Source organism: Streptomyces sp. MGP-BFMKR1 (assembly GCF_057766585.1).
Genome location: NZ_CM173408.1, coordinates 4779176 through 4797524, shown reverse-complemented (window position 1 = coordinate 4797524; position 18349 = coordinate 4779176). Strand labels below are relative to the sequence as shown.

Here is an 18349-nt window from a genome sequence, read left to right as displayed (position 1 = left end):
CGAGCAGCCCCTTTCGCAACCACACACCTGCGTGAGGGACACTTAACCACCCGAACTATGTGCTGATCATGGAGGAGCCACCCGTGGAGTTCGACGTCACCATCGAGATCCCGAAGGGTTCGCGGAACAAGTACGAGGTGGACCACGAGACGGGTCGCATTCGCCTCGACCGTCGACTCTTCACCTCGACCAGTTACCCGGCCGACTACGGATTCGTGGAGAACACCCTTGGCGAGGACGGTGACCCGCTGGACGCGCTGGTCATCCTCGACGAGCCGACCTTTCCCGGTTGTCTGATCAAGTGCCGCGCGATCGGCATGTTCCGGATGACGGACGAGGCCGGCGGCGACGACAAGCTGCTCTGTGTTCCCGCGTCCGACCCGCGCGTGGAGCACCTGCGCGACATCCACCACGTCTCCGAGTTCGACCGCCTGGAGATCCAGCACTTCTTCGAGGTGTACAAGGACCTGGAGCCCGGCAAGTCCGTCGAGGGCGCCAACTGGGTGGGGCGTGCCGAGGCCGAGGCCGAGGTCGAGGCGTCCATCAAGCGCCTTGAGGCGTCCGGCGGCGCCCACCACTGACGCTCCGGCGCGCCAGGCGCCGCGCTGGCCGGCGCGGCTCCGGCGCCCGCGCTGCCCGGCCTGGCCGGGCAGCGCACTGAGCCAGCACAGCGCCGATGGGCGGGACCCGAGCCGGGTTCCGCCCATCGGCGTGCCGGGCCGGCCCGGCGGCGCCCGGCCCCCGCTGGCGCCCGGCCGCCGGCCGGGACGGCGGCCACCCGCCGGAGCCCGAGGTCGTACGGGCGCGGCCACGTCCGGGCTAGAAGCCCCGCGTCCGCTTGGCCGCGCGGCGCAGCGGGCCGCCCACGTCCGTGCCGGGCACCGGCGCCCGCAGGAAGAGGCGGGCGATCTCGTTGCCGAGGTTCACTCCGATGGCGATGGCCAGCGCCAGCGAGGCCGCGCGGGTGAGCGAGGCGATGCCGGAGTCCATGTTCTTCTGGGCCAGCGCGAGCAGCCCGAAGTACGTCGCGCTACCTGGCAGCAGCGGCCCGATCGCGGCCGTGACGTACGGCAGCGCCGACGCGTACCGGTAGCGGGACAGCAACTGGCCGAAGAGGCCGACCAGGCCGGCGGCGGCGGCGGTGGAGGCCACCGCGGGGATGCCGGCCACGTCGTGCATCGAGCCGTAGACCAGCCAGGCCACGCCGCCGTTGAGCGTCGCGAACAGCACCGTGGAACGTTCCTGCTGGAGCAGTACGCAGAACGCCAGGGCCAGCAGCATGGCCGAGAAGAGCTGTACGACGGGCCGTTCGTCGCCGCGCAGCGCCGCCTCCGGGTTGAAGTTGGCGCCCAGCCGCAGGCCCACGTACAGCACCGTGAGCACCCCCACGACGATGCCGACGATCAGGTACATCACCTCGAGCAGGCGCGCGGCGGCGGTGATGTAGTAGCCGGTCAGGCCGTCCTGGACGCCGGCGACCAGCGCTCGCCCGGGGATCAGCGCGAACAGCCCACCGGTGATCACGGCCGAGCCCTGCACGTTGGCGTGGGCCAGGCTGAGCGCGACGCCTATGGCGCCCGGCGGCATCGCCGCCGCCACGAACTGGTAGAACTCCGGCAGCCCGCGCCCGGACGCCAGCCAGGCCAACCGGTCGCCGAGCATCGCGCCCAGCGCCGCCGCGACGAACACCAGCCAGCCGCCGCCGACCAGCAGGCTCGCCGCGCCCGCCAGCGCGCCGGAGGCCACGGTCAGCGCCCAGCCGGGGTACGGGTGCCGGTTACGGCGTATCTCGGCGAGGCGCCGGTACGCCTCCTCGGTGGTGAAGTCGTCCTGCGAGGTGATGTCGTCGACGAGCCGGAAGACCGCCGCGAGCCGCGTGTAGTCCACCGCTCTGCGCCGCACGGTCCGGCTGGCCGTGATCGGGTCGTCCACCAGCGAGGGCTGGTACGAGATGGACAGCAGCGTGAAGGTGACGGTCGGCTCGCAGCGTTCGAGGCCGTACGCGTGGGCCACGCCGAACATGGCCGCCTCGACGTCCTCGGCGCCCTCGCCGCCGGCGAGCAGGATCTCGCCGATCCGCAGCGTGATGTCGAGCACGCGGGGGACGGCGTGCACGGACTCCTCGTGCTTCTCGACCCGCTCGGGCGCCGGGCGCTCGCCCACCGGCATGCGCAGCATCGTGCGCATCCGGTCCTGCCAGGGCGTCTCCTTGGTCAGCCGGATGACGGGGATGCCGTGCGGGGGCGTGAACGCCGGGCCACGCGGGGCGCCGCGCGGCGTGCCGTGCCCGGAGGCGGTGCTGCCGATCGGCCCGCCGGTGGGCTGGTCGGCCGAACCGGGTGGCACGAACGCCGAGCCCTCGGCCTCGTTCGGCCCCTCCACCACCTCCGGCGGCAACCCGCTCGGTAGGGCGAACTCCGACGTCGGGTGCTCGTCCTCGGTCGGGTGGGAGGGCATCGGCAGACCGAGCGGCGGCGTGAACGCGCTGTGCGCCTCATCCGACTGAGGCTTGTGCTCCCCCGCCTCGTCTATGTCACCCATGCCCGACCTGCTTTGCGACTGTGACGCCACGTGCCCTCTCTCCTCGCCCGCCTTCCGTACCCTCGCCGACGCCTGATCATCGGCCCGGGGCACCCAGTGTGCAACGTCTTCCCGCGTCGGCCCGCGTCACCCGCCCCCGTCGGCGCGGGTGGCGGTACGGGCACGCTCCGTGACGGTGCCGACGCGCGGTGACGGCGCCGCGCGCTGTGATGATGGTTGCCCCGCCCGCGCCCCTCAGCAGCCTCAACGCGCCCGGCCGCGCCAGCACTGGGGGGTGGTCGACCCGCTAGGGGGCGGCCGGCCGCGCCCGCTCGCCGCCCCGCGCGGACGCACGAGCGCCGCCCGCCGGGGCGGGCCGTGGCGCACGGCGAGGGCGGGTCCAGGCCACCCGCCGCCGCCCATGCGTCGGCCCCCGGAGCACCGCCCCGGGGGCCGTGGGAACGCGTGGGTTCAGCGCCGCGCGTGACGCCCGTACGAGCCGGGCGGGTCCTGCGGACCGGGCGGGTCCTGCGGGTCGTACGGGCCCTGCGCGCCGTGGCCGCTCTGTCCGGCGTACGGGTCGTGCGGGTCCCGACCGCCCTGCCCGGCGTACGGGTCCTGCGCGGGGTGCGCGCCGTCGGGCTGGTAGGACCGCTGGTCGTGGGCCGGGTCGTAGGCCGCCGCGCCGGCGCCGTACCCCTGCGCCTGGCCGCCGCCGGGCGTCGGCTGCGCGGCCTGGCCCGGGTGCGCCCCGTAGCCGGGCTGAGCGCCATGGTCCGGCTGCTGGCCGTACCCCTGTCGCGGCTCGTACGCCCCCTGGTAGTCACCCTGCGGCACCACCTGGTCCGGGTAACCCGGCTGGGCCTGGTGACCCTGTTGGCCCTGGTAGCCCTGCTGGGGCTGGTGGATGTGCGGTGCCGGCTGGCCCTGGCCTTGGCCCTGGTAGCCGGGGCCGGGCTGGGGCTGCTGGCCGTGGCCGGCCGGGTAGCCGCCCTGGGCCCGTGGGGTCTGGTAGCCAACACCGGGGTTGTGCTGGGCCGGCGCGGGCCGCTGGCCCGAGTGCTGCGGGTAACCCTGCTGGGCCGGCCCGCCCGGGTGACCCTGCCCCGACTGCCCGGGCCGCTGCTGCTGGGCCTGCTGCTGGCCCGGCTGGCCCTGGTACTGCCGCGGGTGCTGCTGGCCCGGGTGCTGCTGCTGGCCCTGGTGCGGGCGCTGGCCCTGCTGCGGGGTGGCGCCGCCGGGCTGGCCGAACACGTCGGCGCGGGCGCCGCCGGGGCCGCCGAGGCCAGGGCCCGAGGGGCCGCCGCCGATCGGCTCACCGGGGGTCTGGGGCGTGTCGCCGGCGGCCTCGGTGGTGGAGGGCGCGGCGGCCCTGGACGCCGTGGCGCCGCCGTCGGCCGCGGCGGCCTTCTTGTTCTGGCTGCGGGCGCGCAGCACCTCGATGATGATCGGCAGCACCGAGAGCAGCACGATGCCGATGAGCATCGCCTCGATGTTGGAGTGCACCCATTTGACCTTGCCGAGCGCCGCGCCGAGCAGCGTGACGCCCGCGCCCCACAGCACGCCGCCGATGATGTTGAACGTGATGAACGAGCGGTAGTTCATCCGGCTCACGCCCGCGATGATCGGCGTGAAGGTCCGCACGATCGGCACGAAGCGGGCCAGGACCAGCGACTTGGGCCCGTACTTCTCGAAGAAGTCGTGCGCCTTCTCGACGTTCTCCTGTTTGAAGAGCTTGGAGTCCGGTCGTTTGAAGAGCGCGGGTCCCACCTTGCGGCCGAAGAGATAGCCGGCCTGGTCGCCGGCGACGGCCGCGACCACCACCAGGAGGCAGACGAGCCACAGGTTCATGTCGATCATGTCTGTGGTGACGAAGAGGCCGGTGGTGAACAGGAGCGAGTCACCCGGCAGGAAGAAGCCGATGAGCAGGCCCGACTCGGCGAAGACGATGGCGAGCACGCCGTAGATGCCGAACTGGTCGATCAGGTGGTCCGGGTCCAGCCAACTGGGGCCGAGCGCGAGAGTGGTCACGGGTGACGAGGCTCCTGGATCAGGGGGTGCAGGCGACGCGTGGTGCCCGGCCGCGGTCGGAGGAGCGGAACTGAGTGCGGCTGGGTTCGGATAGTCGGCCCAAAACTATCAACGCCAGACGCCGAGTACCGGTTCCAGGCCGGCCAACCCGGAGCGCCCCGCGTGCGTCATCTCACGCGGACGGGAAACCCGCACCTCACGCGCCCCAACCGGCGCGCACCTCACAGAAAGTAGGCGCATGGGCATCGAAGAGTACGGCGGCGGCCAGCAGGAGCACTCCGACGTCCTGGTCGTGACGACGAACGACGTACCGGGCCACGACGTCCAGCGGGTCATCGGCGAGGTCTTCGGGCTCACGGTCCGCTCCCGCCACCTGGGCAGCCAGATCGGCGCCGGCCTGAAGTCCATGGTCGGCGGCGAGCTGAAGGGGCTGACCAAGACACTGGTCGAGACCCGCAACGAGGCGATGGAGCGGCTGGTCGAGCAGGCCCGGGCGCGCGGCGCGAACGCGGTCCTGATGATGCGCTTCGACGTGGCGTCCGGCTCCGACGTGGGCACGGAGGTCTGCGCGTACGGCACCGCGGTCGTGCTCACGCCCAGGGTCTGACGGCCCGCCCCCGCCCCGCCGGACGCGCTGCCGCCCGGCGGGGCCCGGCCGACACCGACCGGGCCCCTGGACTGGCCGCCGCGCCCGCCCGCACCTGCCCCGGCGCGCGGCTAGGCGCCCTCGCGCCCGCCCTCGCCGCCGTGCCGCTCCGCGTTGGCCACGATGGCGTCCCGCAGGTAGCGGGCGAGCCCCGGGGCGACGGCCTCGTAGGTGGCGGTGAACCGCGGGTCCATGACGTACATCTCGCCCAGCGCGGTGTGCGTCCCGTACGAACAGTCGTAGTACCAGCGGCTGATCCGCTGCCGGTGCTCCTCCGCCAGGTCCATCGCGGCCGGGGACCCGGCCGGTTGCCCGGCGCGCAGCACGGCGACGGCGCGCCGCTCCCAGTCCGCCTCCTCCTCCTTGATCCGCAGCCAGTCCTCCTTGGTGTACGCGGCGGTCCTGCGCCGCGACTGCGCGTACGCCTCCGTCTGGCCCCAGCGGCGCTCCACCTCCGCCGCGTGCGCGTCGGGGTCGTGGTCCCCGAAGACCTCGAACTTCTCCTCGGGGGTCAGGTCGATGCCCAGTGTTCTCGCCTCCATGGCGCGTTCGACGGCGGCGACCATGGCCTGGAGCCGGTCGACCCGGGCGGTCAGCAGACCGTGCTGGCGCCGCAGGTGGGCCCGCGGGTCGGCGTCCGGGTCGTCCAACAGGGCCGCCACCTGATCGAGCGGGAAGCCGAGCTCGCGGTAGAACAGGATGCGCTGGAGCCGGTCGAGATCGGCGTCGGCGTAGCGGCGGTGGCCCGCCCGGCTGCGGGCGCTCGGCGCGAGCAGCCCGATCTCGTCGTAGTGGTGCAGCGTGCGCACCGTCACCCCGGCGAACCCGGCGACCTGTCCCACGGTGTAGCCCATCACCCCGCCCTTCCGGTTTCTCGGTACGCCGTCCACGGTGCGTCCTCACGCCGCGTGAGGTGCAAGCCCGCATGGCGGAAAGGGCTTGGGCGCGGGTCGGGCCGGATGGCATCCTGCGCTCCATGCTGGGGATAACGGACCTTCCGACCTACCTCGCGGGCCTCGCGCTGATCATTCTGCTGCCGGGCCCGAACTCGCTCTACGTGGTCTCCGTCGCCGCCCGCCGCGGCCCGCGCGTCGCGTACCAGGCGGCCGGCGGCGTGCTGTGCGGCGACACCGTGCTCATGGTGCTGTCGGCGGGCGGCGTCGCCTCGCTGCTGAAGGCCAGCCCGGTGGCGTTCACGATCGTGAAGTTCGCGGGAGCGGGCTATCTGACCTGGCTGGCGATCGGGATGCTGCGCGGTGCCTGGGCGCTGTGGCACCGGCGCGCGGAGCGGGCCGACCTCGCGGACGCGGCGCGCGGCGCGGACGGGGGTGCCGCCGCGGCGCGCGGCGCGGACGGGGGCGCCGCCACCGCGCTCTCCACCGACGCCACGGAGGCCGCCGGCGGGACGGCCGGGCAGGGGGCGGCGGTGAAGGCCCGGGCCTCCGGCGAGCGGCCGTTTCGGCGGGCGCTCGTGGTGAGCCTGCTCAACCCCAAGGCGATCCTGTTCTTCATCTCGTTCTTCGTGCAGTTCGTCGACCCCGACTACCCGCACCCGGTGCTGTCGTTCGTCGCGCTCGGCGCCTGGGCGCAGTTGTTCAGCATCACCTACCTGTCGATCCTGATCTTCAGCGGCACGTTCCTCGCGGCGACCTTCCGCCGCCGCAAGCGGCTGACCGCCGGCCTGTCGGCCGGCGCGGGCGCCGCCTTCCTCGGCTTCGCCGTCAAGCTCTCGCTGGCCAGCGCCGGGTAGCGCGGCCGGCGGGCCGGCGGGCCGGTGGGCCGGTGGGCCGATGACGGGCCCTCGCCCCCGTATCGCCCGCCCCGTACCGCTCGCCCCGCGTCATCCGCCCCGCCCCGCCCGGTCGGCCGAGTCGGGCGGGGGCCCGGTCGGCGCGGCCGGTGCGGGAGGCGGCGTGGGACGCGGCGCGGGTCAGGCGGACTGGGTCAGCTCGGCCCGGCCGAACAGCAGCGCGTACCCGGACGGAAGCTGCGCGAGGATGCGGTCCAGGAGGATCGGGCCGGCCACCTGGCCGACGACGGAGAGGACGGCCCCGGCGTCCCAACGGGTGGTGGCCAGCGTGCCCCCCGTACGCGTGGACAGGTCCTTGACGAACGCCCAGCCGGTCAGCGGCTTGAGGGCGGGGATCTCGTCGGTGAGGACGGTGGCGGCCTCGGTGGGGAGGCAGGCGGCGAGGTCGACGCGTTCGTCGCCGGTGAGCTGGCGCCCCAGGGCCGCGAGCACCGCCCGCGTCACGTCCTCGGCCCGCTCCCGGGTGGGGTACGCACCTTCGTAACGGATCTTCTCCAGCATCTGGTGAAACGTCATGCCGGTGGGGGCACTGGCCGGTTCACGCAGCGAAAGCATGAGGGGTCGCCTTTCTCGTCGTGTGGCGTCGCACTGCGCGAGGGCCGACCGGGCAAGCGCCGGCCGGCCCTCGCTGAGGTGAAAGGGAACTACGAAGGGGGATCTACGAAGGGGAACTGCGAAGGGGGAATCTCCGCGCGACCGCGCGGGACGTGCCGCGCGAGGCGTGCCGCGCGGGGTGCGGGGCCGCGAGGACGCGGCCCCGACCGACGACCGCGACGGGTTCGTGCCGCGCGGGAGGCGCCCGGCCCCGGGAGGCGGGCGCGGGTCCCGCGCGCTCGGCACGGGGGCGGACTCAGCCGCTCAGCTCCTTGTTCTCGCTCGCCCCGCCGATCTCGATCCGGCGCCGCTTGGCGCGCTCGGCGATCGGAATCCGCAGGGTCAGCACGCCCGCCTCGTACTCCGCCGAGATGTGGTCGGTGTCCAGCGTGTCGGCCAGCACCAACTGGCGCGAGAAGACGCCGAGGGGCCGCTCGGACAGCTCCATCCGCACGTTGTCCGCCTGCACGGCGGGGCGGCGCTCGGCCTTGACCGTCAGCATGTTGCGCTCGACGTCGATCTCGATGGCGTCCTTGGCGACACCGGGCAGGTCGAAGACGATCACGTACGTCTCGCCCTCGACGTAGGCGTCCATCGGCATGGACGAGGGCCGGGACCAGGTGCCCGAGACGCCGGCGAACTGCTGGGCCAGTCGGTCGAGTTCACGGAAGGGGTCAGTGCGCATCAGCATCGAGGAAACACCTCCAGGACTGGGACGAACTGCCAGTGCGCTTCGGCTGACACCGTTGTAACATGTCATCCAAACGATGACAAGCGGAGTGTCGTCCATCCGATGACGCCGACGGCGTCCCTTTCCGCGACACCCAGTGAGACGCTCAGCGAGAGGACTCCCGTGACCCCTCCTTCCGCACCACGCGAGCCCGCCGCGCCCGGCGATCCGCCCTCGTTCTTCGCCGCCGCGGCGGCGCTGGACACGATCAACGAAGCCGTCCGCACCGCCCAGCGCGACACACCCACCGACGACGGGACGGCGCGCGAGCACGGCCAGGCCAGCGCCGACCAGGCGCTGGCCGCGCTCCTGCTCCTGCGCGAGCTGCGCGAACAGCTCGCCGGATGGGAGTCCGCCCTGATCGAGACGGCCCGCGCCGCGGGGTCGAGCTGGGCGGACCTCGCCCACCCGCTGGGCGTGGCCAGCCGCCAGGCCGCCGAACGCCGCTACCTGCGGGTACGCCCCGGCTCCCCCGGCACCACCGGCGAGCAGCGGGTGCGGGCCACCCGCGAGGGTCGGGCCGCCGACCGCTCCGTCACCGCCTGGGCCCGTACCAACGCCGCGGAACTGCGCCAACTAGCGGGCCAGATCACCGCCCTCACCGATCTGCCCAGCCCGGCGCGCGCCCCGCAGTCCCGGATCGCCGACGCCCTCGGCGACAACGACGCCGCCAACCTGATCACACCGCTCACCGACGCCCACCCGCACCTCAAGGCCGACCACCCCGACCTCGCGGCCCGCATCGACGCCATCACCCACCACACCGACCGGCTCCGCAGCGAGGGCGGCAGACCCGCCGACTGACCGCCGGAGCCGGCCGCCCGGTCCGCCCGGTGCGTGACGGGCGCCGGGGTACGCCAGGTATCCGGGGCCCGCCAGACGTCCGGGGCGCGTCGGACGACGGCGGTGTGTCGGACGACGGCGGTACGTCGGACGACGGCGGTACGTCGGGATGCGTCGGGCGTCGGGTCACGTCGGGCGACGGCGGTACGTCGGGCTGCGTCGGGCGTCCGGGGCCGCGGCCGGCGGCGGGGGCGCGTCGACCGGGCGAGGCGCGGTGCCCACCCGGCACGGGTGCGGCTCAGTGCGGGATGGAGTCGATCAGCTCGCGCGCGCCCTGCCGAAGCAGGGCCACGGCCACCGAGGTGCCGAGCGTCGCGGGGTCGAGCGGGCCGGCCCATTCGTGGGCGTCGAGCACGGTCTTGCCGTCCGGCGTGAAGACCCGGGCGCGCAGCGAGAGCCGCCCGTCCCGCTCGGCCCTGGCGTACCCCGCGATCGGGGAGTTGCAGTGGCCCTGGAGGACGTGCAGGAGCATCCGCTCGGCGGTGGTCTCGCGCCAGGCGTCGGCGTCGCCGAGGCCGGCCACGGCCTCGATCGTCGCGCCGTCGTCCTCCCGGCACTGGAGGCCGAGCACGCCGGCGCCGATCGGCGGGCACATCGTCTCGACCGACAGCACCTCGCTGGCCAGCTCCGGGCGGCCGATGCGGGCCAGCCCCGAGACGGCGAGGAGCAGCGCGTCCGCGTCGCCGGCGGCCAGCTTCTCCAGCCGCCGGTTGGCGTTGCCCCGCATCGGTACGCAGGTCAGGTGCGGGTGCGAGACGGCGAGTTGGGCGACCCGGCGCACCGACGAGGTGCCGATCCGGGCGCCGGCCGGCAACTGGTCCAGGGCCAGCCCGTCCGGGTGCACCAGCGCATCCCGGATGTCGTCGCGCTTGAGGTACGCGGCGAAGACCGTGCCCGCGGGCAGCGGCCGGTCGGCCGGCACGTCCTTGACGCAGTGCACCGCCAGATCGGCCTCGCCCGCCAGCAGCGCCGCGTCCACCTCCTTGGTGAACGCCCCCTTGCCGCCGAGCTTGGCGAGGTCGCCCAGCCATCGGTCGCCGGAGGTCGTGACCGGCACCACCGTGGTCCGGATGTCGGGCCGCAGCGCGCCCAACTCCGCGCGTACCCGCTCCACTTGGGCCAGTGCCATGGGCGAGGAGCGGGAAACGATGCGGATCAGCTCAGCGTCGGCCATGTCATCCACGATAGGCCGTCACCGGCCGCGCGCCGCCCCGCGCCGCCCCGGCCGGCCCCGGCGGCTTCGCCCCAGCCGGCAGGGGGCGCACGCCCGCGCGGGCCGGCTCCGCGCGAGGCTCGGCCCCGCCCGCCGGGATCAGCCCGCACCGAGTCCCGCATCCGGGCCCGGGTCCAGGTCCGTCCTCGCGCGCGAGGATGGGGCCATGGTGCGGACCGAGACCCCGTGGGGGCCGTGGGAGCCGGAGACGCCGGCGGAGGTCGCGCGCCGGTTCGCCGGCGTGCCGACGCCGTGGTGGATCGCCGGCGGGTACGCCATCGAGCTGGCGGCCGGGCGCGCCGTCCGGGACCACGCCGACATCGACGTCCTGCTGCTGCGTCGGGACCAGCTCGCGGCGCAGCGCGCGCTGGCCGGCTGGGAGTGGTGGGCCGCCGACCCGCCGGGCACGCTGCGCCGCTGGGCGCCGGGCGAACTCCTGCCCGCCCCGGTCCACGACGTCTGGTGCCGTCCGGGGCCAGCGGAGCCCTGGCGCGTTCAGCTCATGATCGACGAGGCGGTCGGCGCTACGTGGATCTCCCGGCGCGATCCCGGGGTGCGGCTGCCGCTGGCAGCGCTCGGCCGCCGCACGCCGACCGGCGTCCCGTACCTCACCCCCGAGGCGCAGCTCTACTACAAGGCCGCCGCGCCGCGCCCCAAGGACGAGCGGGACTTCGCCGCCGCACTGCCCCACCTGACCCCGCCCCAACGGGCGTGGCTCTCCCGCGCCATCGCCCGCACCCGACCGGCCCACCCGTGGCGCGCCCGCCTGGCGGCGACCTAGCGACGACCTGGCGACGACACGGCGGGAGGCGCGACGGGTCGGCGTCGCGGCGGCGGGCGCGACGGACGCCCGCCACAAGCGAGCCCGGCGCGGCCGTACGCGAGCCCCACAAGCGGGCCCGACGCGGCCGTACGCGAGCCCCACAAGCGGGCCCACCCCGCCCCGCGCGTGGGCCGTACGCCCGGCGCGCCTGAGCCGTACGCCCAGCGCGCGTCAGCCGTACGCCCGCCACATGTCGCCCATCGCGCGCAGCAGCGGGCCCGTGCAGCGATATGCCCGTATTGTCTACTCGCGGCAAGGGAGAGCAGACCCGAGGGAGCATCGCGTCATGAGCACACCCGCATCCGTGAACGTCGCCGTCATCTACTACTCGTCGACCGGCACGGTCCACGCGCTCGCGAAGGAGATCGCCGACAGCGCGGAGCGGGCGGGCGCCGAGGTGCGGCTGCGCCGGGCGGCCGAACTGGCCCCGCGCGCGGCCGTCGAGTCCAACCCGGCGTGGGCCGCGCACGCGGACGCGACCGCCGACATCCCCGAGGCCACCGGCGACGACATGATCTGGGCGGACGCGGTGATCTTCGGCTCGCCCACCCGGTACGGCAACGTCACGTCGCAGCTCAAGCAGTTCATCGACACGCTCGGCGGCCTGTGGCAGCAGGGCAAGCTGGCCGACAAGGTCTACAGCGGCTTCACCTCGTCGGCCACCACGCACGGCGGCCAGGAGTCCACGCTGCTCGCGCTCTACAACACCATTCACCACTTCGGCGGCATCCTGGTCGCCCCCGGCTACACCGACCCGTCGAAGTTCGTGGACGGCAACCCGTACGGCACCTCGCACGTCGGCGGCCCGGAGACGCCCATCGACGACAACGCCCGCACGGCGGCCCGCGTCCAGGCCGAGCGCGTGGTCCGCTTCACCCGGGCGATCAAGCGGGGCCTCGCCGCCTGACCCGACCGGCGCCGCCGCCCCGAGCCGCCCGGGGGGGGCGCGGCCCACCCGGCACAGCCCGACCGCGCGGCCGGGCCCAGGTCAAGGCCCGGGCCCGGCCGCGCCGGTGTCAGCCGCCGAGGCGCTGGTAGCGCCGCACGGCCAGCGGGGCGAACACCACGATCAGCGCCAGCGGCCAGACGACGGCCAGCAGGCCCGCGTGGTCCGCGGCCCAGGAGTCGCCGCCCCAGCCGGGGTTGTCGAACAGGTCGCGGACGGCCGTCGCGGTGGCGGACATCGGGTTCCACTCCGCGATGGCGCCCAGCCAGTCCGGCATGGTGTCGGCCGACGTGAACGCGTTGGACAGGAAGCCGACGGGCCAGACCAGGATCTGCACCGCCTGCACCAACTCCGGCTTCCCGGCGGCCATGCCCAGGTAGATCCCCACCCAGAGCATCGCGAAGCGCAGCAGGAGCAGCAGCCCGATCGCCGCGACGCCGGCGGCGAACCCGCCGTGCCAGCGCCAGCCCATCAGCAGCCCCGCCACCAGCAGCACCGACACGCTGACCAGCGACTCGATCATGTCGGCCGCGCTGCGCCCGACGAGCACCGCCGACCTGCTCATCGGCATCGCCCGGAAGCGGTCGAGCACGCCCTTGTTGAGGTCCGTGGTGACCGACACCATCGTGGACTCGATGCCGAACGCCATGGTCAGCGCGAGCATCCCGGGGAACAGGAACTCCTTGTAGTCCCCTCCCCCGGCGACGTGCATGCCGCCGCCGATGAAGTACGCGAACATCACCAGCATCATCACCGGGAAGACCAGCCCCACGACGAGCTGCACCGGCTGCCGGGCCCAGTGGGCCAGCTCGCGCCGGGTCATCGTCCAGGAGTCGGTCAGCGCCCAGCCGAGCCGCCCCGCCAGCCCCGTGGGCCGCGCCATCATGGTCAGCTCCCGCGCGTCCGTCCCCCGCGCGTCCGTCGCCGTCGCCGTCATTCCGCCGCCTCCCCTTCGTTCCGTACGCCCCGCTCGCCCGCCGCCGCCCCCGCCAGGGCGGCCCCCTTCTCCGCCCGGGAGCCCTTCTCCGTCCGGGAGCCCTCCTCGTCCGGGCGCGCGCCCGTCAGGTGCAGGAAGACCTCGTCGAGGGTGGGGCGGCGCAGCGCGATGTCCCTGGCCTCGATGCCGGCCGCGGCCAGCGCCCGTACGGTCTCGGTCAGCGCCGCCACCCGGTCCGCGACGGGGGCGCTGACGCGCAGCGCGTCCTCGTCGGTCTCGACGCCGTCCGCGCGCGCCGCCATGGCGAGGACGGACGCGGCGGCCGGGAGGTCGTCCGCGTGGTGCAGCACCACGTCGATCCGGTCCCCGCCGATGGTCGACTTCAGCTCGTCCGCGGTGCCCTCGGCGATGGCGCGGCCGTGGTCGACGACCGTGATGCGGTCGGCGAGTTGGTCGGCCTCCTCCAGGTACTGGGTGGTGAGCAGCACCGTCGTGCCGTCGCCGACCAGCGAGCGCACCGCGTTCCACACCTCGCGCCGCCCCCGTGGGTCGAGCCCGGTGGTGGGCTCGTCCAGGAAGAGGACCTGGGGGCGCATGATGAGCCCTGCCGCGAGGTCGAGCCGGCGCCGCATGCCGCCGCTGTACTGCTTGATGGCCTTCTTCCCGGTCTCGGCCAGGCCGAACTGCTCAAGGAGTTCGCCGGCCCGCCGCCGGGCCCGGCCGGCCCCGAGGTGGTAGAGCCTGCCGAACATCTCCAGGTTCTGGAAGCCGCTCAACTCCTCGTCCACCGCCGCGTGTTGCCCGAGCAGCCCGATCCGGTACCGCACCTCGTCGGGGTGGGTCGCCACGTCGAACCCGGCGACGCGGGCCCGCCCGCCGTCGGCCCGCAGCAGCGTCGCGAGCACCCGCACGCTGGTCGTCTTGCCGGCGCCGTTCGGGCCGAGCACGCCGCGTACGGTGCCGCGCGGCACCACCAGGTCGAGCCCGTCCAGGGCCCGGTGTTTCCCGTACCGCTTCTCCAACCCCTCGACGACGATCGCGTGATCGTGGTCAGCCAATGCCTTCCCCTCCAGCCGCCGACTGCGGGACGCCGCCGCCCCGCACTCCAGTAGTCAAGTTTGACTAGGAGCGCAGAAGGTACTGCCCGCCCGCGCGGTTAGTCAAACTTGATTACCGAACCCGCGCCCCCGTCGCACCCCGGGGGCGCCCGGCGGCTACTCGCCCCGCGGCGGCCCGCCCGCCGCCGCGTCGCCCGGGTGCGGGACCGTGCCGTACGGGTTCTCGACGCCCTCCGGGAGCACCGCCCGGAACCGCTCGCCCTCGCCCGCCATGACGTACGCGCCGCCCTCGAGCCGCTCGATCAGGGCGCGCGTCCAGGCCGTACCGCTGTCCACGGCGGACAGCCACAGCTCCATGATCTCGGCGATGTGCCCGATCGACTCGGCACCCTCGGCCGGCACGTACGACTCCGTCACCGCGTCGTGCCAGTCCTCCAGGCCCTTGAGGCGCTGCCGCAGGAGTGCGATGGCCTCCTCGCGCGGCAGGTCCACGATGAACCCGACGCCCGCGCTGAGCACGTCGAGCTTGGGGTTCCAGCTCGACAGCGCCTCCCTGAGCAGGGCGAAGAAGACCTCTTCCCCCTTGTCGGTCAGCTCGTACTCGGTGCGCGGCGGGCCGCCCGCCGTGCTCGGCGCGACGTCGTGGGCGAACAGCAGGCCCTGCTTGGCCATCTGCTTGAGCGCGTGGTAGATCGACCCGGGCTTGGCGTTGGACCACTCATGGGCGCCCCAGAACTCCAGGTCGTTGCGCACCATGTAGCCGTGCGCGCGCCCGTGCTGCCGCACCGCCCCGAGCACCAGCAACCGCATCGCCGACATCGCCCGCCACCCCATCTCCACGCCACACACGCGCCCGCTTGTCAACACCAAGATTAGACGGCCGCCGAAGAGCTATTCAATTTTGACTAGTCCCGCTCCGGCTGGGAAGCTCGCCGGCATGACGGAGACGACCACGCCCGTGTTCCCGTGCCGCTCGATCCCGGAAACCCTCGACTTCTACCGCGCCCTCGGCTTCGAGGTCAGCTTCGAGCAGACCAGCCCCAACCCGTACGCGGTGGTCCAACGCGGCGCGATAGCCCTGCACTTCTTCGGGATGCGCCGACACGACCCGGCCACCTCCTACAGCACCTGCCTGATCTCCACCGAAGCCGTGGACGCGTTACACGCGGCGTTCCGCGCCGGCCTGCGGGCGGCGTACGGCAGGGTGCCCACGCGCGGCATCCCGCGGATCGGGCCGCTGCGGGACACCACGTACGGCGTGCGGCAGTTCCTGGTGACCGACCCCGGTGGCAACTGCCTGCGGATCGGCCAGCCGACCGGCGAGAGCCGGGAGCACGGGCCGCAACCGGACGGGGCGTTCGCTCGCGCGCTGCACCTGGCGGCGCTGCTCGGCGACGCCAAGGGCGACCACCGGCAGGCGGCTCGCGTGCTCGACCGGGCGCTGGCCAGGGCGGAGGCCGCCGCGCCCGAGGAGCCGGGCGCCGACGCGGCCGGGGAGCGGCCGACGGCGCCGGAGTGGGTGGCCGCGCTGGTGCTCCGCGCCGACCTCGCGATCCGGCTGGACGAGCCGGAGCGGGGCGCGGAGTCGCTCCGCCGGGCCGACGACATCACGCTCACGCCCGAGGAGCGGGCGAGCGTGCGCGACGCGCTGCGCCGGGCCGACGAACTGCGCGAGGAACTCGGCGGCGAAGCGGGCGCCGGGCCGGCCTAGTTCGCCCCCGGTGACCGGCCGGGCCGGCCCCGGCGCGGGCGGGCGCCCCGTACGCGAGGGGGTACGGGGCCCGCCCGGCGCGGGCGCGCGGCTCACACCGCGCCGTCGCCCGCCTCGTCCACCAGCACGAACGCGGTCTTCCCGTCGATCGCCTCCCGGATGATGTCCGCGTGCCCCGCGTGCCGGGCCACCTCCTGGATCATGGTCAGCAGAATCCAGCGCGCGGAGCGGTCCCGGTCCTGCGGGTACCAGGGCGCCTCCGGCAGCGTGACGACGACGTCCAGGTCGGGCAGCGAGTTGACGTACTCCTCGGTCTGCCGGGCGACCTTCTCGTAGTACGCGAGCAGACCGGCCACCGTCTCCTCGCCCACCCGGTCGAAGGACTCGTGCCAGTTCTCGAACGTCCGCTGCACGGTCTCCTCCGGGCGCCCGGCGAGCGTGCCCATGATCCAACCCTGCTCCACCTCGGCCACGTGCTTGAGCAGGCCGAACAGCGACAGCTCGCTCACCGTCGGCTTCTGGGTCGCCTGTTCGTCGGTCAGTCCGAGCAGGGCCCGCCGGATGCCGCCGCGCTGGGCGGCGAGGTAGTTCAGCAGCGCGGTGCGCTCGTCGCCGCGGGGCTCGGCGTCAACGAAAGTGGGCATGGGGTCCGCCTCTCCGGTGGGGCTCTCCGATGGGGCCGGTGCGTTCCCCGGCCTCGTTGAAGAACACGCTACGCAGCCTTGCGGACAGGTTCTGTCCGCAAGCGGACGCGGCCCGAAGCGCCTTGTCAGCGCCGTCCTCCTACCGGGCCCGCGCCCGCCCCGCCCCGCCCCCGCCCATACGACGGCCCCGCCGGGACCGAGGTCCGGGCGGGGCCGGGGATGCGGGTGGGGCCGGGGATGCGGGTGGGGCCGGGGATGCGGGTGGGGCGCCGGGCGCGGGTGGTGTGGGACGGGCCCGGTGCGCCGGAGCGGGTCAGAAGGGGAAGCTGGTGCGGCCGTGCTGGATGGAGATCCACTTCGTGGTGGTGAAGCAGTCCACCATCGCCTCACCGTTCAGCCGCCCGACGCCGGAGGACTTCTCGCCGCCGAACGGGACGATCGGCTCGTCGTGCACGGTGCCGTCGTTGACGTGGATCATCCCGGTACGCACCTTGCGGGCCAGCCGCACGCCGCGCTCGATGTCGCCGGTGTGCACGGCGCCGCTCAACCCGTAGCTGGTCTCGTTGGCGATGCGCAGCGCCTCCTCCTCGCCGTCGAAGGGGATCAGCATCACCACGGGGCCGAAGAACTCCTGCCCGTACACCGACGATTCGGGGTTGACGTCGGTGAGCACGGTCGGGCTGACCATCGTGCCCTCGACGGTGCCCCGCACCAGGGCGGTCGCCCCGTCGGCCACGATCTGCTCCACCATGCCGCCGATCGCCTCGGCCTGGCCCTCGTTGATCAGCGGGCCGATGTGGGTCTCGGGGTCGCGGGGATCGCCGACCTTGAGGGCCTTGACCCGGGCGACGAACTTCTCGGTGAACTCGCGCTCGATGGAACGGTCCACGAGCACCCGGTTGGCGGCCATACAGATCTGCCCCTGGTGCGCGAAGCGGCTCACGACCGCGGCGTCCACCGCGTAGTCGACGTCCGCGTCGTCCAGCACGATCATCGCGCTGTCGCCGCCCAGCTCCAGCACGGTGCGCTTGAAACCGGCCGCGGCGACCGTGGCCACGTGCCGGCCGACCTTGTCGGAGCCGGTGAAGGAGATCACCTTGGGCACCGGGTGCTCGATGAGCGCGTCGCCGATCTCGGCGATGTCCGTGATGACGACGTTGAGCACGCCGGCCGGCAGCCCGGCGTCCTCGAAGACCTTGGCGACCAGCCCGCCGCCGCACACCGGGGTGTTCTGGTGCGGCTTGAGCACGACCGCGTTGCCGAGCGCGATGGCCGCCGCCACCGACTTGATCGACAACAGGAAGGGGAAGTTGAAGGGGCTGACGACGCCGACGACGCCGACCGGCTCCCGGTAGACGCGGTTCTCCTTGCCGTCGATGGGCGAGGGCAGGATGCGCCCCTCGGGCCGCAGCGCGAGCTGGATGGCCTCGCGCAGGAACTCCTTCACGATGTGGAGTTCGAACCCGGCCTTGGCCTGCGTGCCACCGACCTCCGCCGTGATCGCCTCGGCGATCTCGGCCTCACGGTCCTCGACGATGCGCAGCGCCCGCTCGAACACCTGCCGCCTGGCGTACGGGTTCATCTCGGCCCAGCCACGCTGCGCCCGTTCGGCGGCGCGGTAGGCCAGGTCGATCTCCTCGACCGTGGCAATGGTGATCGAGGCGAGCTTCTCCCCGTTGTACGGATCGAAGTCCACGATGTCCCACGAGCCGCTCCCGACCCGCCACTCACCGTCGATGTACTGATAGGCCAACTCGGAGAAGTAGGACATGCCATCCCTTATCTGAAGGCCGGGAGGCGGCTGGCCACCCGGGGGCTGGGCGGGGTCTCCTGATGGACCGTC

Annotated in this window: 18 protein-coding genes; 7 read left to right on the top strand and 11 right to left on the bottom strand. The window is 73.9% G+C overall.

The features are described from left to right. The first annotated feature begins 83 nt into the window (after positions 1-83). On the top strand, positions 84-581 hold the full coding sequence (locus tag AC3CHW_RS18720; RefSeq protein ID WP_176166200.1) for an inorganic diphosphatase: 498 nt from the start codon (positions 84-86) through the stop codon (positions 579-581). A 238-nt stretch (positions 582-819) separates the two neighbouring features. On the opposite strand, the gene AC3CHW_RS18715 is transcribed toward AC3CHW_RS18720, so the two are convergent. Both AC3CHW_RS18715 and AC3CHW_RS18710 read right to left on the bottom strand, forming a co-directional pair. Beyond that, entirely contained in the window at positions 820-2541 is a 1722-nt protein-coding gene (locus AC3CHW_RS18715) for a threonine/serine exporter family protein (protein ID WP_398608056.1), read from the bottom strand. Between the two features lie 450 nt (positions 2542-2991). Beyond that, the gene (locus tag AC3CHW_RS18710; protein WP_488467213.1) at positions 2992-4551 is read right to left on the bottom strand and encodes a DedA family protein; all 1560 of its coding nucleotides are present in this window, start codon (positions 4549-4551) and stop codon (positions 2992-2994) included. 238 nt (positions 4552-4789) lie between these two features. On the opposite strand from AC3CHW_RS18710, the gene AC3CHW_RS18705 reads away from it, so the two are divergent. Beyond that, positions 4790-5158 (top strand): YbjQ family protein, encoded by a 369-nt coding sequence (locus AC3CHW_RS18705; RefSeq protein WP_488467212.1) that lies wholly within the window; start codon positions 4790-4792, stop codon positions 5156-5158. Between the two features lie 110 nt (positions 5159-5268). On the opposite strand, the gene AC3CHW_RS18700 is transcribed toward AC3CHW_RS18705, so the two are convergent. After that, a complete protein-coding gene (locus AC3CHW_RS18700; RefSeq protein WP_488467211.1) occupies positions 5269-6051 on the bottom strand; it encodes a MerR family transcriptional regulator in 783 nt (260 codons plus the stop codon). A 122-nt stretch (positions 6052-6173) separates the two neighbouring features. On the opposite strand from AC3CHW_RS18700, the gene leuE reads away from it, so the two are divergent. Continuing rightward, positions 6174-6947: a leucine efflux protein LeuE gene (gene leuE, locus AC3CHW_RS18695; RefSeq protein ID WP_488467210.1), complete on the top strand. Its 774-nt coding sequence runs from the start codon at positions 6174-6176 to the stop codon at positions 6945-6947. A 180-nt stretch (positions 6948-7127) separates the two neighbouring features. On the opposite strand, the gene AC3CHW_RS18690 is transcribed toward leuE, so the two are convergent. Then, on the bottom strand, positions 7128-7562 hold the full coding sequence (locus AC3CHW_RS18690) for a DUF2267 domain-containing protein (protein WP_398608061.1): 435 nt from the start codon (positions 7560-7562) through the stop codon (positions 7128-7130). Between the two features lie 295 nt (positions 7563-7857). Further along, positions 7858-8292 (bottom strand): Hsp20/alpha crystallin family protein, encoded by a 435-nt coding sequence (locus tag AC3CHW_RS18685; RefSeq protein ID WP_398608062.1) that lies wholly within the window; start codon positions 8290-8292, stop codon positions 7858-7860. A 162-nt stretch (positions 8293-8454) separates the two neighbouring features. Here AC3CHW_RS18685 and AC3CHW_RS18680 point away from each other — a divergent pair, with 162 nt between their 5' ends. After that, the gene (locus AC3CHW_RS18680; RefSeq protein ID WP_488467209.1) at positions 8455-9135 is read left to right on the top strand and encodes a type III effector protein; all 681 of its coding nucleotides are present in this window, start codon (positions 8455-8457) and stop codon (positions 9133-9135) included. Positions 9136-9412: 277 nt separating this feature from the next. Here the strand turns inward: AC3CHW_RS18680 and hemC are convergent, their stop codons facing one another. Beyond that, a complete protein-coding gene (hemC, locus tag AC3CHW_RS18675; RefSeq protein WP_488467208.1) occupies positions 9413-10348 on the bottom strand; it encodes a hydroxymethylbilane synthase in 936 nt (311 codons plus the stop codon). Between the two features lie 205 nt (positions 10349-10553). Between hemC and AC3CHW_RS18670 the strand changes: the two genes are divergently transcribed. Together AC3CHW_RS18670 and wrbA are read left to right on the top strand one after the other, a co-directional pair. Beyond that, positions 10554-11168: a nucleotidyltransferase domain-containing protein gene (locus AC3CHW_RS18670; protein WP_488467207.1), complete on the top strand. Its 615-nt coding sequence runs from the start codon at positions 10554-10556 to the stop codon at positions 11166-11168. 328 nt (positions 11169-11496) lie between these two features. Beyond that, entirely contained in the window at positions 11497-12117 is a 621-nt protein-coding gene (gene wrbA / locus AC3CHW_RS18665) for an NAD(P)H:quinone oxidoreductase (protein ID WP_398608066.1), read from the top strand. Positions 12118-12226: 109 nt separating this feature from the next. On the opposite strand, the gene AC3CHW_RS18660 is transcribed toward wrbA, so the two are convergent. The 3 genes from AC3CHW_RS18660 to AC3CHW_RS18650 form a co-directional block, all read right to left on the bottom strand. After that, positions 12227-13093 carry an ABC transporter permease gene (locus AC3CHW_RS18660; RefSeq protein ID WP_488467206.1) on the bottom strand — a complete coding sequence of 289 codons (867 nt, stop codon included), beginning with the start codon at positions 13091-13093 and terminating at the stop codon, positions 12227-12229. Next, a complete protein-coding gene (locus tag AC3CHW_RS18655) occupies positions 13090-14151 on the bottom strand; it encodes an ATP-binding cassette domain-containing protein (protein WP_488467205.1) in 1062 nt (353 codons plus the stop codon). The genes AC3CHW_RS18660 and AC3CHW_RS18655 overlap by 4 nt, the downstream gene beginning before the upstream one ends. 156 nt (positions 14152-14307) lie before the next feature. Continuing rightward, a complete protein-coding gene (locus tag AC3CHW_RS18650) occupies positions 14308-14970 on the bottom strand; it encodes a PadR family transcriptional regulator (RefSeq protein ID WP_488471099.1) in 663 nt (220 codons plus the stop codon). Between the two features lie 118 nt (positions 14971-15088). Between AC3CHW_RS18650 and AC3CHW_RS18645 the strand changes: the two genes are divergently transcribed. Beyond that, on the top strand, positions 15089-15862 hold the full coding sequence (locus AC3CHW_RS18645) for a bleomycin resistance protein (RefSeq protein WP_488467204.1): 774 nt from the start codon (positions 15089-15091) through the stop codon (positions 15860-15862). Between the two features lie 92 nt (positions 15863-15954). Here the strand turns inward: AC3CHW_RS18645 and AC3CHW_RS18640 are convergent, their stop codons facing one another. Together AC3CHW_RS18640 and AC3CHW_RS18635 are read right to left on the bottom strand one after the other, a co-directional pair. Further along, positions 15955-16506, bottom strand: a complete 552-nt coding sequence (locus tag AC3CHW_RS18640; protein ID WP_176162517.1) for a DinB family protein — start codon at positions 16504-16506, stop codon at positions 15955-15957. A 313-nt stretch (positions 16507-16819) separates the two neighbouring features. After that, positions 16820-18277, bottom strand: a complete 1458-nt coding sequence (locus AC3CHW_RS18635) for an aldehyde dehydrogenase family protein (protein ID WP_459249576.1) — start codon at positions 18275-18277, stop codon at positions 16820-16822. Between the last annotated feature and the right edge of the window lie 72 nt (positions 18278-18349).

Bases quoted from the DNA above. Each gene is read 5' to 3' on its own strand.
- AC3CHW_RS18635 (WP_459249576.1), bottom strand. From the start codon at position 18,277: ATGTCCTACTTCTCCGAGTTGGCCTATCAGTACATCGACGGTGAGTGG.
- AC3CHW_RS18705 (WP_488467212.1), top strand. From the start codon at position 4,790: ATGGGCATCGAAGAGTACGGCGGCGGCCAGCAGGAGCACTCCGACGTC.
- AC3CHW_RS18660 (WP_488467206.1), bottom strand. From the start codon at position 13,093: ATGACGGCGACGGCGACGGACGCGCGGGGGACGGACGCGCGGGAGCTG.
- wrbA (WP_398608066.1), top strand. From the start codon at position 11,497: ATGAGCACACCCGCATCCGTGAACGTCGCCGTCATCTACTACTCGTCG.
- AC3CHW_RS18650 (WP_488471099.1), bottom strand. From the start codon at position 14,970: ATGTCGGCGATGCGGTTGCTGGTGCTCGGGGCGGTGCGGCAGCACGGG.
- AC3CHW_RS18670 (WP_488467207.1), top strand. From the start codon at position 10,554: ATGGTGCGGACCGAGACCCCGTGGGGGCCGTGGGAGCCGGAGACGCCG.
- leuE (WP_488467210.1), top strand. From the start codon at position 6,174: ATGCTGGGGATAACGGACCTTCCGACCTACCTCGCGGGCCTCGCGCTG.
- hemC (WP_488467208.1), bottom strand. From the start codon at position 10,348: ATGGCCGACGCTGAGCTGATCCGCATCGTTTCCCGCTCCTCGCCCATG.
- AC3CHW_RS18640 (WP_176162517.1), bottom strand. From the start codon at position 16,506: ATGCCCACTTTCGTTGACGCCGAGCCCCGCGGCGACGAGCGCACCGCG.
- AC3CHW_RS18700 (WP_488467211.1), bottom strand. From the start codon at position 6,051: ATGGGCTACACCGTGGGACAGGTCGCCGGGTTCGCCGGGGTGACGGTG.
- AC3CHW_RS18690 (WP_398608061.1), bottom strand. From the start codon at position 7,562: ATGCTTTCGCTGCGTGAACCGGCCAGTGCCCCCACCGGCATGACGTTT.
- AC3CHW_RS18645 (WP_488467204.1), top strand. From the start codon at position 15,089: ATGACGGAGACGACCACGCCCGTGTTCCCGTGCCGCTCGATCCCGGAA.
- AC3CHW_RS18685 (WP_398608062.1), bottom strand. From the start codon at position 8,292: ATGCTGATGCGCACTGACCCCTTCCGTGAACTCGACCGACTGGCCCAG.
- AC3CHW_RS18715 (WP_398608056.1), bottom strand. From the start codon at position 2,541: ATGGGTGACATAGACGAGGCGGGGGAGCACAAGCCTCAGTCGGATGAG.